This window comes from Pedobacter sp. BG31 (assembly GCF_042464845.1).
In the GTDB taxonomy this organism is placed as follows: Bacteria; Bacteroidota; Bacteroidia; order Sphingobacteriales; family Sphingobacteriaceae; genus Pedobacter; species Pedobacter suwonensis.
Genome location: NZ_JBHNZK010000031.1, coordinates 1 through 15,383, shown reverse-complemented (window position 1 = coordinate 15,383; position 15,383 = coordinate 1). Strand labels below are relative to the sequence as shown.

Here is a 15,383-nt window from a genome sequence, read left to right as displayed (position 1 = left end):
TCTACCTCAAACCTTCGACCTTCTACCTTCTACCCTTCGACCTTTTTCTCAAACTGTGCCGCTACCCAATCACCGTTTTGTTTATGATCAACGTATTTAATGCCATATTTAGCACATTCGGCAGTAATCATCGCCAAATCAGGATCCAAATAAAAGCCACTGAAGAAAATTTTGCCTTCAGGTTTTAAAACCTCAGCATAACGGTGGATTTGATCTAATAATATATTCCTGTTAATGTTGGCAAAAACAACATCATATTCATCATCCGGAATGACTTCTTTACTACCACAAAGTGCCTGTAAATTATTTACATCATTAAGCGCAGCATTTTCTACTGTACTCTCACAACAGATATCATCGTAATCGATGGCCATTAAACTTTTAGCCCCTAATTTTGCAGCCAGAATAGCCAAGATTCCGGTTCCGCACCCCATATCCAGAATGTGTTTATCCTTTAAATCTGCAGCCAGGATATACTGCATCATCATGGTGGTAGTTTGATGGTGGCCGGTGCCGAAAGCCATTTTAGGATCAATTACGATTTCGTAAGGGTATGAAGGTTGTGGCTCATGAAACGTCGCTCTCACGTAACACACATCATCAATAATCAGCGGGCTAAAATTCTTCTCCCATTCTGCATTCCAGTTTTCGTCGGCAACATCTTCTAAAGTGTATTCTGCTGCAAATTCCTCACTGTAATTGCCCAATAGATCTTTTAATTCCTGCTCGTTAAAATTATCTTTAATAACGAAAGCCGTAAAACCAGCCTCACTATCTTCAAAAGTATCGAAGCCCAGGTCAGCAAGATCGCTGATAAGCAGATCCTGTTGATAATCTTCGATACTTTTGAAAGTAAATATTGCTTTTATGTATTGCATCTAGCTATTTAATGCTTTAATAATATCTGTAAAATCGCGTGATTTTAACGATGCTCCACCAATCAGGCCACCATCAATATCTTTTTGCGCAAATAAGCTCGCGGCATTACCCGGATTACAACTGCCACCATATAAGATAGTGGTATCATCGGCTATATTAAAACCATAATTCGCTTCAATCTCACTGCGGATAAAAGCGTGGATATCCTGTGCCTGTTCTGGTGATGCAGTCAACCCCGTTCCAATAGCCCAAACAGGTTCGTAAGCGATCACGATTTTTTTAAAATCTTCTTCAGTTAAACTAAAAAGCCCCTCTACCAGTTGCTTTTTCAATACTTCATAATAACTACCGTTGTTACGCTCATCCAAAGTTTCGCCAATGCAGAAAATTGGCGTTAAGCCGTTGGCTAAAGCAATTTTAGTTTTTTCTGCCAGTAAAGCATCGCTTTCAGCAAAATATTGTCTGCGTTCTGAGTGACCCAAAATCACATATTCTGCACCTACAGATTTCACCATTTTGGCCGAAGTTTCACCCGTATAGGCTCCACTTTCCTTATCGCTGATATTTTGAGCGCCAATTTTAACATCGTTACCACCCAATTTTGCCAGGCTGTTTAAATGGATAAATGGCGAACAAATGATGGCGATTTGATCGCCTTTGCGCTCATCTTTAACCATGTTTACGATTTCGCTGAACAACGAAACGCCTTCGTTATAATCCAGGTTCATTTTCCAGTTACCGGCAACAATCTTTTTTCTCATTTTATATTATTTAATGGTTGGTTGATCTTTTTAAGATCAGGTTTTATATTAAAATCGCCTATACGATTCGGTTAATTCAAATATTCGGCTGAGCATGTTTTTTTCTACCTCATTAAAGGCCATATTTTTTCTTGCAAATACCTTTTCGGTAGTTTCGAACATTTTATGCAGCTTATAGATGTCGAAACCAGCCGCACCGCCCCAACTAAAATCGGGTATGTGATTTGGCGGAAAACCACCTCCAAAAACATTGGCTCCAATCCCTACCACACTACCGGTATTGAACATGGTATTAATACCTGCTTTAGCGTGGTCGGCCATGATCAGTCCACAAAATTGGAGGCTGGTGTTGCGCATTTTCCGAGTTTCGTAATCATAAAGTTTTACCTCTGCATAATTGTTTTTTAAATTCGAATTATTGGTATCTGCGCCGATATTACACCACTCGCCCATTACCGAATTGCCCAGATATCCTTCATGGCCCTTTGCGGAGTTACCCCAGATTACGGCGTTGTTAATTTCGCCACCTGCACGGCTGTTGGGACCAATTGTAGTACCCGAATAGATCTTCGCGCCCATTTTTATGGATGAATTTTCACAAAGTGCAAAAGATCCCCTGATTAAAGAGCCTTCCCAAACCTCGGCATTTTTACCGATGTAAATTGGTCCATAAGTAGTATTAAACACGCTGCACTCAGCTTTTGCACCGTCCTCCAGGAAAATATCATCGCCCAGTAACTGGTTGGTACCACTAAGTTTTGCAGAGCTGCGTCCTTCGGTTAACAGTTTAAAATCTTTTCTGATCTCTGAAGGGTTATTTCCGAAAATATGCTCCGGATAAACAATACGTGTGAAATCTCCGGAGTATTCAATTTGCTTGAGCGACTTAATCGCTTCAAGTGCGTGCTGATCAGCAATATAGGCTATAACAACATCGTTTTGATAAAGTGCTTCTCCCGCTTTAAGGCCGGAAATAGCATCAAGCAAGGCTTGGTCAGGACAAACAGAACCATTTATACATAAATCGGCATCGGGCTTTGGTGCAAATTTTACAGAAAGGTAATCCTGGGTGTGAAAGCCAAAATCAGCTTTTAAATGTTTTGCCCATTTCTCGGCAATGGTTAAAATACCAATGCGTAAATCGGCCACAGGTCTGGTAAACGTAAGTGGACGTAAGAACATCCAGGAAGCATCATCAAATAGATTGATTGTCATAAGCAGCAAAAATAAAAAAAGTCCCGATGCTTTTGGCAAAGGGACTTCAAAAAATGCTTTTTGTTGCTAGAATTATTTCTTAGCGTAACGGTTTTTAAATTTATCGATACGTCCTGCTGTATCAACCAATTTCATTTTACCAGTATAAAAAGGGTGTGAAGTGTGAGAAATCTCCAATTTATAAAGCGGATACTCGTTACCATCTTCCCATTTAATTGTTTCTTTAGTATCTACACAAGATTTTGTTAAGAAAGCATATTCGTTAGACATATCTTTAAAAACAACTGGTCTGTAGCTTGTTGGGTGCAAATCTTTTTTCATTTGAATATTATTTTTAGTTATTTGTGTGAAAGCATCAAGAACATTCTTGCAATTTGCTGGCAACAACGCTTATGACATTTCCTATTAGTCTTTCTACCTCTATTTTAGAGGATGCAAATATCCTAATTTTATTTTTGATTTACAAGCCTAAATAAAGAATTTTAAATTATATCTTTCTTCTGCTTGCGGAAGTGTGAAAACATACCAATGGCCCGGTTTGGCAAAATTAAACTTTTTAAGATGAATATTGTTTTCCAGATATTTAAAATTTTATGTAAGTTTGATATATGAGAAAACACGGCGAATTAGATGGCATTATCCATGCCAACAGCAGCGGGAAGCTCTATATTAAAAGTCCTGATTTTTTTGCACAGCCAAGGGTGATTGAGATGGTAAGCTCGTTGATGCAATCAAATATCTTTAAAAAGATAGAAAAGGATAAAAACAAGAAATAGCCTGATAGATGCCATTTAACCTACTTTTATTCCCTCTGGTAGGTGGCTACTATATATTAATCAGGTTCAGATACCTGCGTTATGTACAATACCGGCTTGAAAGCCAACGAATATTACTGAACGCCGCCTTTGCAGGTATTTTACTGCTTGGTGCATGTTTTATATTAAGGGCAATCTTCATTGCCATCTGGCCCGAAATGATTGAATACCTCAGCAAATCACTTCCGATACACACTCCTTATTTCGGCACGACCAGCCTCTCGTTGTTTGTTGCGGTTGCGGCAACAGAAATTGCTAATCTCTTCATTAATCGCCTTAAAGCCATAAAAAGGGCGATAGCTACTTCAGGAAACGAATTTGAATTACTATTAAGTTCATCTTTTTTCGATGCCCATCTTTTACAGTTCACTATGGACAGCGGCAAATTCTACATCGGATGGGTAAAAGAATTACCAAAGCCCTTTACCACCAGTTATATTCGCATTACTCCTGCATTTAGTGGTTACCGCAGAACTGATGACAAGGAACTGGTTTTTACCACGCAGTATTTAACCGTTTATGCCAGCTATATTGAGGATGGCTCTGTAGCAAATACCGATGAGCTGAAAACCGATCTCGTGCTGAAAGCAGATAAGATCAACTCAGTTTCGTTTTTCGATATGGATATGTATAACCGCTTTAATCCTGTACAGGAAGAAGCCACCTAATCTTTCTTCGGACTATATTTTTTCCAGGTTTCTATTTTGGCCATCTGCCGCGCGATATAGGCATCAGCAATTACTTCAGCTGAACTTGAACCTTCCACCGTCTCCAACAGCTCCTTTAATTTATACTGGTCTACATCGGCTTTATATAAAATCTGGATCAGTTTAGGAAAATCGTTATCAATCAGATAGGCAAAAGCGTCAATAAGAAGCACGCGCAGTTGATTTTCAGCAAGTTGATCCGGGATATCGAAATCTTTGCTGATGATGTTAATTAGTGACATGGAGCAGGTTTTTTTTAAGATTGCAGGATTTCAAGATTAAAGTTTGTTAGCATAGAAGTTGTTCATATTGGGCTTAGGCAATTTACACTGCCCAAAGAAGCAAAGTCGAAAATTAAATAAATTTGGTAAAAGCGGCAACTCTTGATTTAAGCGCTATTTTGTCTTATGCTTATGGTGTGCTTGCTTGTTTCACAGGTTTCTGCGGGACTATTACGGTTAGCAGGACTTTAGATGCTACGGAACAAGAGACCGTTCGTTTTCAAAAGACCCTGGAATAAATTCAGGGTGACGCACGAATTAAATCCATTTAATTTCCTGGCAAATTTCAATCAACACACCATTGGTATCTTTTGGATGAACAAAACACACCATTTTATTGTCTGCACCCTTTTTTGGAGAATCATTGAGCAACACAAAACCTTCTTTATGCAGTCTTTCCATTTCTGCCAGGATATCATCAACCAGGAAAGCGATATGATGAATCCCCTCCCCCTTTTTCTCGATAAATTTAGCGATAGCGCTATCTGGTGCAGTAGCCTGAAGCAACTCTACCTTATTCTCGCCGGTTTTAAAGAAAGCGGTATTGACCAGTTCGGATGCCACCTGTTCGGTTTTATAACAATCGGTATTGAGCAGTTTCTCGTATATGGCTATGGAACGGTTAAGGTCTTTTACCGCGATACCGATGTGTTCTATCTTTTTCATAGGGTATAAGGTTATGTTAATGTAAAAATGCAGCTTTTCTCTATAAGCTCATAGCTATTATTTATAATTGTTAAATAAGTTTTTTCGTATCTTTGTATTATAATTAACAGAATAGAGATGAAACAGCCGATATATTTAGATAATAATGCTACAACACCGTTAGATCCACGTGTGCTGGAAGCCATGCTACCTTACTTTACTGAAAAATTTGGAAACGCCGCAAGCCGTAACCATGCTTTTGGATGGGTGGCTGAAGAGGGCGTAGATTATGCCCGCGAGGAGGTAGCCAAATTAATCGGCTGTACTGAAAAAGAAATTATTTTTACATCAGGTGCTACTGAAGCCGATAACCTGGCGATTAAAGGTGTATTTGAAATGTATAAAGAAAAAGGTAACCACATTATTACGGCGGTTACTGAACATAAAGCAGTTTTAGATACCTGTAAACACTTAGAAAAAAATGGCGCACGCGTTACTTATCTAGGTGTTAAAGAAGACGGTTTAATTGATCTGGCTGAACTGGAAGCGGCCATGACTCCTGAAACGATTTTAGTTTCAATTATGTATGGCAATAATGAAATTGGTGTAATTCAGCCTGTTAAAGAAATTGCAGCCATTGCCCACAAACATGGTGCTTTATTTATGACTGATGCTACACAGGCAGTCGGTAAAATTCCGGTTGATGTAAATGCTGATGGCATTGACTTAATGGCTTTCTCTGCACACAAAATGTACGGTCCGAAAGGTGTTGGTGCACTTTATGTTCGCCGTAAAAACCCAAGGGTTAAAGTTACTGCACAAATGGATGGCGGTGGCCACGAGCGCGGTATGCGTTCAGGTACCTTAAACGTTCCGGGTATTGTAGGTTTAGGTAAAGCTTGTGAACTTTGCCGGTTAGAAATGGAAAGCGAGGCTATCCGTTTATCAGCTTTGCGCGATAAATTGGAATCTACGTTAAGCCAAATGGAAGAAAGCTATGTTAATGGTAACACACAACACCGCTTGCCACATGTAGCTAATATTTCTTTCAAATATGTTGAGGGTGAAGGTTTAATGATGGCGATGAGTGATTTGGCGGTATCTTCAGGATCAGCTTGTACTTCAGCATCTTTAGAACCATCATATGTATTGAAAAGCTTAGGTCTATCTGATGATTTAGCACACTCTTCTATCCGTTATGGTTTAGGAAGGTTTACTACCGAAGCAGAAATTGATCAGGCCATTGAAGTCACTCAAAGAGCGGTTAATCACCTGAGAGAACTTTCTCCACTTTGGGAAATGTTTAAGGAAGGAATCGATTTGAGCAAAATTGAGTGGGCAGAACACTAAGAAAGGTTGAAGGCTGGAAGGTTAGACGCCTACTGTCATACGCAGAACGCCTAGCGCCAAACAGATAATTTAAAAATTTGCTCCGAAAGGAGGCTTAATAAATAGAAAACATGGCATATTCAGAAAAAGTAATTGATCATTACAATAACCCGCGTAATGTAGGTACTCTAAATAAAGACAGTAAATTTGTAGGCACCGGGTTAGTTGGTGCACCTGAGTGTGGCGACGTAATGCGCTTGCAAATTGAGGTTGGAGAAGACAACGTCATTACCGATGCTAAATTTAAAACATTCGGTTGCGGCTCGGCTATTGCTTCTTCATCGTTAGCAACAGAATGGTTAAAAGGAAAAACAATTGATGAGGCATTGGCTATTGATAACATGGACATTGTGGAAGAATTGGCTTTACCACCAGTAAAAATCCACTGCTCAGTATTGGCAGAAGATGCAATTAAATCTGCCATTAACGATTACCGTGTTAAAAATGGTTTAGAAGCGATTGCGCTGGAAAAATCACATCATTAATATCAGTAGTAAGTATCAAGTATCAAGATTATATTTCAACTTGATACTTGATACTCGATTCTTGATACTAAATACTCGATACTATGATTACGATAACAGATAAAGCAAAAGACAAAATTGAGCACTTAATGCAGGATTCGGAAATGGGTTCTGATTACTTTTTACGTGTTTCAGTAAAAGGTGGCGGTTGCTCTGGTTTATCATACAATTTAGATTTCGATAACGAGGAACAAAAAGGGGATCAGTTTTTTGAAGATAAAGGAATTAAGATTGCTTTAGATATGAAATCTTTCCTCTACCTGGCCGGAACTGAATTAGATTTTACCGATGGTTTGAATGGAAAGGGTTTCAATTTTGTAAATCCAAATGCAAGTCGTACCTGTGGTTGTGGAGAGAGTTTCTCTGTATAAAATTAGAATTAAAAAGAAAGCGGCTTTGGATATTTTCCGAGCCGCTTTTTTTGTTATTTGAGTTGGAATGTTTTACTGCTCATGATACCTCTTTCGGTAATCACGGCCATTTTGCTATTGAAATCTGTAGGCTCAGAAGTATAATCGCCGTCAAATGCAACCCTGCCTTGTCCCTCTGCAATGGTACCAAATCCGGCATGAGAATCGTCGATGTTTATGATCCCCGCAATTCCGTTTTTAATGTTATTGCCATCTTTTTCTCCTGACATTAAAAAAGCGTAAAAACTATATCCACCGTTTCTGTAAGCTTTTACCTTTCCGTAAACGGTAAATTTATTTCCACCTCCACTAATGGCGGTTACCACGCTGGTATCTGCAGCACCAATAAAGTTTTTCCCCAACATTTTAATGCTGAAATCAGTAGTACTTTGCTCATAAAGTTTAATTACCCCATCATTAAGCACATAACCAGGATGATAGGGATCGTTGGGTATATTACTGCTCTTTATGGTAAAGGGCTTAAATAAGTATGCACCATCAATATTTGGGGGCGTAGTACCCTTATTTATGGTAAAACCTAATTTGGTCAAGCTATCCACATACTTTTGCGGAATAATATCCTCGATTTTTTTGCTTAAGATCTCTTCATCGCTCGGATTAATATCGTTATTTTTAGAGCAAGCCGCCAGTTGCAACACCAAACCTACTATTAAAGCAAATGTACATCCTTTAACTACCATAGTTAATCTTGTTATTGGTTTTTTCATCATACAATTTTTAATTTTTAAGTACTGAAATGCAGATTTGCAACTGTAATGCCATAACCAATAATTTGGCAACCCTGGATTAAAAATAACGGGAAACCACTATATTGATCTACCTAAAATCAGGTATTTACATCAGGTTTTCAACGAAGCCATTGTCCGTTTTTCTGACGACATTTTACAGGCTATTAAATTATATTTTTAAAAAAATTTTGGAACAGGTTGATGATACAGTTGCCATTATTAAACCAAAAAGCCTTATAATTGTTAATTATTATCAGCGAACCCATTACGAGCATGCCATTAATAGAAGAATTTTCAACTGTTCCTACCTTATTACGGAATGTTGTTAAAAATATCCATAAACCTCAGGAAACTTTCTTAATCCACAAACAGGGAGCAGAATGGACAGAAATTTCTTATGAAGATACTTTAAAACGAGCGGATGCAGTTTCTGCATTTTTTCTGGAAAAAGGAATCGAAAAAGGCGATCGTTTGGGTTTAATGATTGAGAATTCTCCGGAATATGTCTATTATGACCAGGGTATTCAGCAAATTGGTGTAATTAATGTCTCTATTTATCCTACACTTTCCGAACAGGAAGTAGCCTATATTATTAACGATTCAGGAATAAAAGCTATTCTGGTTGGGAATAATTTTCTTTACCGCAAGGTTTTAAAAGTTGCGGCAAATTGTAAAGAATTAAAATATATCATTCCTGCTTTCAAAGATTTTGAAAAGGTTACAATCCCGGCAGATGTAAATGTAGAAGTAATTGCTTTTTCTGACATCTTAGCGCTTAAACATCAAATTACGGCAGCAGAAAGGGCCGAAATTGACCAATGCAGGAGCCTTGTACTCCCGCAGGATGTTTCCTCATTAATTTATACTTCAGGAACAACAGGAACTCCGAAGGGTGTAATGCTTACCCACTATAATTTTGTGAAAAATGTAGAGGTGTGTTTGCAGCAAATTCCGGTAATCGATCAAACTGAAACTTTCCTTTCTTTCTTACCGTTATCGCACGTTTTCGAACGTACCGCAACTTACCATGTTTGCTGCGCCCAGGGCTGTAAAATAGCCTTTGCACAAAGTTTAGAGTTATTGGCCAAAAACATGGGCGAAGTTCGTCCTACCGTAATGAGTTGTGTGCCGCGATTACTGGAACGCATACATGACAAAGCAATTAAAGGTGGTACTGCAGGCGGCGGCACAAAAGCGAAAATATTTACCTGGGCACTGGAAATTGGCAATAAGTATAGGCTAGCAAAAGAGGCCGGTGAAAACCCAGGGTTGATCCTATCGGCAAAAAAAGGCATTGCAGAGAAACTGGTATTCAGCAAGATTAAGGAAAAAACCGGTGGAAGATTAAAATTCATGATTTCTGGCGGTGCCGCTCTACCTAAAAATGTAGGGGAGTTTTTTGGCGATCTTGGCATTAAAATACTGGAAGGTTTTGGATTAACCGAAACTTCGCCGGTAATGTCGGTTACCGAATACCACAGACAGGTTTATGGCACCGTTGGTCGGATTATTCCCGGCATTGAAGTAGCGATACAAGACGTGGAGAGTAAAGAAATGATCAGCATTCAAACCCATAATACTTTTAGTGAAGATTTTGAATGTGCAGAAGGTGAAGTAATTGTACGTGGCCATTGCGTAATGAAAGGTTATTTCAACAAGCCTGCGGAAACTGCCGAGGCTATTGATAAAGATATGTGGTTCCACACGGGTGATATTGGCCGTTTTTACAAGGGTAATCTTCAGATCACCGATCGCTTAAAAAACATGATCGTAAATGCCTACGGTAAAAATGTGTATCCTACACCTGTAGAAAACATTTACCTAAAAAGCCCGAAGATCGATCAATTGTTTTTGATCGGCGATAAACGTGAGTTTATTACGGCGATCATTATTCCAAACCGCGAAACGCTCGAAGAAACCTTTAAACTTAAACCTTCATTTTTTGAAGAGGCCGATCCTTTTATCAGCAATCCTGAAATTATCGACTGGATGGAGCAGGACATTAAGAAAATATCTAACGAACTGGCCAAATTTGAGCGCATTAAGAATTTTAAGATCAAGCGCAATCCTTTCAATATCGATGAAGGGGAAATCACTCCAACCCTGAAGGTTAAACGCCGCATTGTAGAAAAAAAATATGCCGAAGCAATTGATGAAATGTATGAAGAAGGTATAGAAGCGGATTAAATTTCAATATATGAAATTTATTTTCTAATTTTGAAACAATGGTTGTTATTTCAAAAACAATTTTAAATAATTTTATTGCAGATTATCCCGATTCAGCGGAAGCGTTTTTGAAATGGTATCAGGCGGTCAAGGATGCAAACTGGAGTAATTTTAATGAGTTGAGAAGAGATTTTGGAAGTGCCGACAGTGTTGGAAACGATAGGTATGTTTTCAATATAAAAGGTAACAACTTTAGACTTGTTGCGCTAATTATCTTTAAAACCAGAACATTGTTTATACTTTTTATAGGTACACACCAGATGTATGACAAAATCGAAGCAAAAACAGTGAAGTTTAAAAATTAAAAGATGAATAATTCATTTAAAATATTAAGCAAAGAGCAATACCATTCTACAATGGTTGAAGTTTACAGTTTGATGAATAAAGGAGAAGATAATCTATCTGACACTGAGTTGAACAGGCTTCAAATCCTCTCTTTAGAAGCGGAACGATATGAAAATGAGGAATTAAATTTAATACCTCAGTCCGAGCCTAAAAGTCTAGTTGACGTGCTGGAAGCGTTTATGTACAAAAACAAAATGAACCGCACGAAACTAGCTGAAAAACTTCATGTTGGGAAGCCTAAGTTATCGCAAATATTAAACGGGAAGAGAGAAGTTGACGTGAGCTTATTAAAAGCGATATATAGTGAACTTAAAATAGATCCCGCTATTATTCTTAAGTACGCATAAACTAACAGCTCTACATAAGTGAGCTATTGAAAAATTACTAATTGCAAAGGCAAATTCTTACTTTTGCAAAAAATACCCGAAATGAGTATAGGATTATCAGAACAAGAGCAATTACGACGTGAGTCGCTAAAACAATTACGTGCATTAGGCATTGAGCCATATCCTGCAGAAGCTTATGAAGTGAATGCTTACGCAGCAGATATATTAGCCAATTATGAAGTAGATAAAACAGCATACAAGACCGTAGTATTGGCAGGTAGAATTATGAGCCGGAATATTATGGGTGCTGCTTCTTTTACGGAGTTACAGGATTCTACAGGCAGAATTCAGATCTACCTAAAGCGTGATGAACTTTGTCCTGGGGAAGATAAAACACTATACAATACCGTATTTAAAAAACTTTTAGACATCGGCGATTTCATTGGGGTTAAAGGATATGTATTTACTACACAAACTGGTGAAATTTCTATACATGTAACTGAATTTAAGGTACTTTCTAAGTCATTACGCCCACTACCAATCGTTAAACGTGATGATAAAGGAAACGTATATGATGAATTTACCAATCCGGAACTGCGTTACCGCATGCGTTATGTAGATTTAACGGTAAATCCTGATTACAAACAGATCTTTATTAAACGCAGCAAGGTGATCAACACCATGCGCAGTTATTTCGACAACCAGGGTTGGATGGAAGTGGAAACCCCTATCCTACAGCCTATCCATGGTGGTGCTGCGGCACGTCCGTTTGCTACACACCATAATACTTTAGATATGCCGCTTTATTTGCGCATTGCAAATGAGCTTTATCTAAAAAGATTAATTGTTGCCGGTTTTGACGGTGTGTATGAGTTCGGTAAAATGTTCCGCAATGAAGGAATGGACCGTACGCATAACCCTGAGTTTACTTCTATGGAGATTTATGTGGCCTATAAAGATTATATCTGGATGATGGCCATGGTTGAGGAATGTTTAGAAAAGGTGGCTATTGCAACCACTGGTTCAAGTGTTGTTAAAGTCGGTGCCAACGAAATTAATTTCGAAGGACCGTATGAAAAACTAACCATGTACGAATCGATCCAAAAATATACAGGAATTGATGTATCAGCAATGACTGAAGATGAAATTGCACAAACCTGTAAAGATTTAGGTATCGAGATTGATGATACCATGGGCCGCGGTAAATTGATTGATGAGATTTTTGGGGCTAAAGTAGAAGCAAACTTAATCCAGCCAACCTACATTACCGATTACCCCATCGAAATGACACCACTGGCTAAAAAACACCGCACTGCAGCAGGTTTGGTAGAGCGTTTTGAACTGTTTGTGAATGGTAAGGAAATTGCCAATGCTTATTCAGAATTGAACGATCCGATTGACCAGAAAGAACGTTTGGAAGATCAGTTAAAATTAGCTGCACGTGGTGATGATGAAGCTATGGCGATGGATGATGATTTTGTACGTGCCTTAGAGTATGGTATGCCGCCAACATCAGGTTTAGGTATTGGTATCGATCGTTTGGTGATGTTAATGACCAACCAAAGTACCATCCAGGAAGTTCTTTTCTTCCCACAAATGCGTCCGGAGAAAAAGAAAATCGAAATGACTGCTGAAGAAACGGAATTATATTCGTTAGTTACTGAAGGCGAACAATATCTGTTAGCGGATGTAAAAGCAAAACTAACCGATTGGAGCAATAAAAAATGGGATACTGCCCTAAAAGCCTTAACCGGTAAAGGCATTTTGAAAGTTGCCAAAACAGACGATGGCTTATTTCTATCGCATAAATAATAATTTGTTAACCCACAGATAAAACACCAGTCTGATTTTTAACAAAAACATAACATAAACTTAAAAGGCTTGCTAACAATTGTTTAGCAAGCCTTTTCTATATTTACAGCAATCGATAATTAAAATCAGTTGCCATATGAATACGTCAAGTTTAGAAATCAACGAAAGAGAATATTGCATTAAATTGAGCAAAGATGCTTTCGATTTAACATTGGTTCGCCAATTAATAAAAAGAATCCAGGCTGAAGCTTTATTCTTCTCCAGAGTACAGGTTGAAGAAGAAGATATCTTAAGCAAAAGAGCACAAAGAGAAGATTTTGAAGGTTTTGACTATTTGGGAGATAAATAGTCAGTTTTCAATTGGCAATTTCCAGTGAACAGTTAATTTAATGATTAACCGATTAACTGCTTTGAACAATTAACCAGTTAACCAATTCAAACAGTTAACCCAAATTTAGTCAACATCCAAAGATCCCTCTACTGAATCATCCATTGTTTTACCTGTAATTACGGACGCGGCCATTTTCAAAAATGCAACGGCTGTTCCGTGTTTGGTATCCCAGTAATAACCTTCTGAAGGTATTACTTTGATCAGTGTAATATTCGGGTCGTCTTTCCCTCCCTGAAACCAGGTTTTAATAAACGGACTCCAAAGTTCGTCGATTTTGGCCTGATCTCTGCTGATTTCTGAAATACCGTAAATGTTTACAAAACCTGAATGGGCGCCGGCCTGAAATAGTAAATGTGTAAAAGGATCGGCTGAAATTTCATCATTTTTATGACTGTTTTTCATGCTCATAAACCAGATATTACCTTCATCATCAACCTGCTGAATAGCCATTGGCCTTACTGATAAGGGTACGCCTGTTTTAATATTGGTACAAAAAAAACAACTTTCAGCCTTCTCGGCCAAAGTTCTCAATTTTTCGATAGCTTCTTTACCGCCTAAATCTTGGATATTATTTTCTTCCTGAGTATTGTTTGTACTCCCTTCTTGTGATGTTGCCATAGTTTTTGAGATTTTATATAAACTACAATGAAAAGTAGAATTTGGTTTTGAGTTTTTACGGAAAGCGAGTAGCGTAAGGCGCTTAGCGATTGGCCACGAGTTTTTAACGCAATGAGGAGAATGGATTTATTCGCCTATGACTGTGAATTTTTAGTAGAAGGCCATATCTTTAATTTATGGATGTTAAAAAGCCAAAACCATTTGCTGCTGAAATTAAAATCATAGGTATCAACCCTTTTGTTTTTGTACCAGAGGAAGTATTAAATTATGTTTTTCATCAATCTGGAAAAAATAAGGGAAAGCTACCTGTTAAAATGAAAATTGATGGTCATGAGTTTAAACAAACCCTGGTTAAATATGCCGGAGATTGGCGTTTGTACTTAAATATGCCCATGAGAAAAGCAGCCGGAAAGGGTATAGGCGACACCGCAACTTTCGAAATTGAATTTGACCCTAAAGAACGTATTATTGACATGCACCCAAAATTGATCGAAGCTTTGGCTAAACATCAAGAGGCAAAGGAAGTGTTTGATGGTCTTTCGCCCTATTTACAAAAAGAAATTGTTGGCTATATTGAGAATCTTAAAACAGAAGCATCAGTAGATAAAAATGTTAAACGGGCAATCGTTTTTTTGTTGGGAGAAGAAAGATTTATTGGAAGACCACCGTTAATGTGATCCTCATGTCAACTGAGAAACAAAGCATAGTGGAGAGATCATTGAACTGCATTGTTAAAATGCAGTTAAAGACTGAGCAGCGTCTTAGCTATCGGACGCAGTTAAATCCTCCGCTTTTCAGCGGTGCTTATAATGCAGGTCTACCATTTAACCAAATTGATCCATTTTTTTGCGCGCAGATACAAAACACTATGTTTCTCCCCGTTTTCGCTTATACGCTTCGCTGCCTTGCACCTCGTTGCTGCAGGGTATCGCTGCAACCAAGGCTATTGGCGAAGGTAGTATTTTCATTTGTGGGGTTGCACGGTGCACAAACCCTTGTTCCTAAACCCGATTGCAGTGAAAGCCTCCGCTTTTCAGCGGTGCTTATAACAGAAAGCGGGACTACAGCTCCCCAAAAACCACTGAACGCTCATTTGCTAACCACAGATATTCTCATCAAAAATGTGCATGGCCTTTGCAAACACTAAGTACATAAAATTTGACTATCGAGTAAGAAGCAGGGAATTAGTTTCCCTGCTGTCTCCTCACACCACCGTACGTACCGTTCGGTATACGGCGGTTTGTTAGAATAACTTCGTTTGGTGCGTCGTTTTCCAATAGTAATAGTTAG

At 38.4% G+C, this 15,383-nt stretch carries 20 protein-coding genes; 12 read left to right on the top strand and 8 right to left on the bottom strand.

The window, feature by feature from the left end:
* Positions 1-29 precede the first annotated feature (29 nt).
* From prmA to ACFE6N_RS22555, 4 genes are all read right to left on the bottom strand, one after another.
* On the bottom strand, positions 30-878 hold the full coding sequence (prmA, locus tag ACFE6N_RS22570) for a 50S ribosomal protein L11 methyltransferase (RefSeq protein WP_378940106.1): 849 nt from the start codon (positions 876-878) through the stop codon (positions 30-32).
* Complete coding sequence (tpiA, locus tag ACFE6N_RS22565) at positions 879-1,640, bottom strand: triose-phosphate isomerase (protein ID WP_378940105.1); 762 nt, start codon at positions 1,638-1,640, stop codon at positions 879-881.
* Positions 1,641-1,688: 48 nt separating this feature from the next.
* Positions 1,689-2,855, bottom strand: a complete 1,167-nt coding sequence (locus ACFE6N_RS22560) for a putative sugar nucleotidyl transferase (protein WP_378940104.1) — start codon at positions 2,853-2,855, stop codon at positions 1,689-1,691.
* A gap of 72 nt (positions 2,856-2,927) precedes the next feature.
* Positions 2,928-3,176, bottom strand: coding sequence for a type B 50S ribosomal protein L31 (locus tag ACFE6N_RS22555; RefSeq protein ID WP_025142617.1), 249 nt, complete (start codon positions 3,174-3,176; stop codon positions 2,928-2,930).
* Between the two features lie 287 nt (positions 3,177-3,463).
* On the opposite strand from ACFE6N_RS22555, the gene ACFE6N_RS22550 reads away from it, so the two are divergent.
* Positions 3,464-3,631, top strand: coding sequence for a hypothetical protein (locus ACFE6N_RS22550; RefSeq protein WP_378940103.1), 168 nt, complete (start codon positions 3,464-3,466; stop codon positions 3,629-3,631).
* Positions 3,632-3,639: 8 nt separating this feature from the next.
* Positions 3,640-4,338, top strand: a complete 699-nt coding sequence (locus ACFE6N_RS22545; protein ID WP_090987429.1) for a hypothetical protein — start codon at positions 3,640-3,642, stop codon at positions 4,336-4,338.
* Here the strand turns inward: ACFE6N_RS22545 and ACFE6N_RS22540 are convergent.
* Complete coding sequence (locus ACFE6N_RS22540; RefSeq protein ID WP_145861376.1) at positions 4,335-4,619, bottom strand: hypothetical protein; 285 nt, start codon at positions 4,617-4,619, stop codon at positions 4,335-4,337. The genes ACFE6N_RS22545 and ACFE6N_RS22540 overlap by 4 nt on opposite strands.
* A 297-nt stretch (positions 4,620-4,916) precedes the next feature.
* On the bottom strand, positions 4,917-5,324 hold the full coding sequence (gene mce / locus ACFE6N_RS22535; protein ID WP_090987433.1) for a methylmalonyl-CoA epimerase: 408 nt from the start codon (positions 5,322-5,324) through the stop codon (positions 4,917-4,919).
* A 117-nt stretch (positions 5,325-5,441) separates the two neighbouring features.
* Here mce and ACFE6N_RS22530 point away from each other — a divergent pair, with 117 nt between their 5' ends.
* The 3 genes from ACFE6N_RS22530 (at position 5,442) to ACFE6N_RS22520 (ending at position 7,587) form a co-directional block, all read left to right on the top strand.
* Entirely contained in the window at positions 5,442-6,653 is a 1,212-nt protein-coding gene (locus ACFE6N_RS22530; RefSeq protein WP_378940102.1) for an IscS subfamily cysteine desulfurase, read from the top strand.
* A gap of 110 nt (positions 6,654-6,763) precedes the next feature.
* Entirely contained in the window at positions 6,764-7,177 is a 414-nt protein-coding gene (gene iscU, locus ACFE6N_RS22525; RefSeq protein WP_039476200.1) for a Fe-S cluster assembly scaffold IscU, read from the top strand.
* Between the two features lie 83 nt (positions 7,178-7,260).
* A complete protein-coding gene (locus ACFE6N_RS22520; RefSeq protein WP_090987437.1) occupies positions 7,261-7,587 on the top strand; it encodes an iron-sulfur cluster assembly accessory protein in 327 nt (108 codons plus the stop codon).
* A 53-nt stretch (positions 7,588-7,640) separates the two neighbouring features.
* Here the strand turns inward: ACFE6N_RS22520 and ACFE6N_RS22515 are convergent, their stop codons facing one another.
* On the bottom strand, positions 7,641-8,354 hold the full coding sequence (locus tag ACFE6N_RS22515) for a hypothetical protein (protein ID WP_378940101.1): 714 nt from the start codon (positions 8,352-8,354) through the stop codon (positions 7,641-7,643).
* 294 nt (positions 8,355-8,648) lie between these two features.
* Here ACFE6N_RS22515 and ACFE6N_RS22510 point away from each other — a divergent pair, with 294 nt between their 5' ends.
* From ACFE6N_RS22510 to ACFE6N_RS22490, 5 genes are all read left to right on the top strand, one after another.
* Positions 8,649-10,562: an AMP-dependent synthetase/ligase gene (locus ACFE6N_RS22510; protein WP_378940100.1), complete on the top strand. Its 1,914-nt coding sequence runs from the start codon at positions 8,649-8,651 to the stop codon at positions 10,560-10,562.
* A gap of 38 nt (positions 10,563-10,600) precedes the next feature.
* Positions 10,601-10,906, top strand: coding sequence for a type II toxin-antitoxin system HigB family toxin (locus tag ACFE6N_RS22505; RefSeq protein WP_378940099.1), 306 nt, complete (start codon positions 10,601-10,603; stop codon positions 10,904-10,906).
* 3 nt (positions 10,907-10,909) lie between these two features.
* Positions 10,910-11,293, top strand: a complete 384-nt coding sequence (locus ACFE6N_RS22500; RefSeq protein WP_378940098.1) for a helix-turn-helix domain-containing protein — start codon at positions 10,910-10,912, stop codon at positions 11,291-11,293.
* Positions 11,294-11,374: 81 nt separating this feature from the next.
* Positions 11,375-13,084: a lysine--tRNA ligase gene (lysS, locus tag ACFE6N_RS22495; protein WP_378940097.1), complete on the top strand. Its 1,710-nt coding sequence runs from the start codon at positions 11,375-11,377 to the stop codon at positions 13,082-13,084.
* 136 nt (positions 13,085-13,220) lie between these two features.
* Positions 13,221-13,433 carry a hypothetical protein gene (locus tag ACFE6N_RS22490; RefSeq protein ID WP_335321652.1) on the top strand — a complete coding sequence of 71 codons (213 nt, stop codon included), beginning with the start codon at positions 13,221-13,223 and terminating at the stop codon, positions 13,431-13,433.
* A gap of 105 nt (positions 13,434-13,538) precedes the next feature.
* Here the strand turns inward: ACFE6N_RS22490 and ACFE6N_RS22485 are convergent, their stop codons facing one another.
* Positions 13,539-14,093, bottom strand: coding sequence for a pyridoxamine 5'-phosphate oxidase family protein (locus ACFE6N_RS22485; protein WP_378940096.1), 555 nt, complete (start codon positions 14,091-14,093; stop codon positions 13,539-13,541).
* A 176-nt stretch (positions 14,094-14,269) separates the two neighbouring features.
* Here ACFE6N_RS22485 and ACFE6N_RS22480 point away from each other — a divergent pair, with 176 nt between their 5' ends.
* Entirely contained in the window at positions 14,270-14,770 is a 501-nt protein-coding gene (locus tag ACFE6N_RS22480) for a YdeI/OmpD-associated family protein (protein ID WP_378940095.1), read from the top strand.
* 5 nt (positions 14,771-14,775) lie between these two features.
* A complete protein-coding gene (locus tag ACFE6N_RS22475; RefSeq protein ID WP_378940094.1) occupies positions 14,776-15,240 on the top strand; it encodes a hypothetical protein in 465 nt (154 codons plus the stop codon).
* The last annotated feature ends 143 nt before the right edge of the window (positions 15,241-15,383 follow it).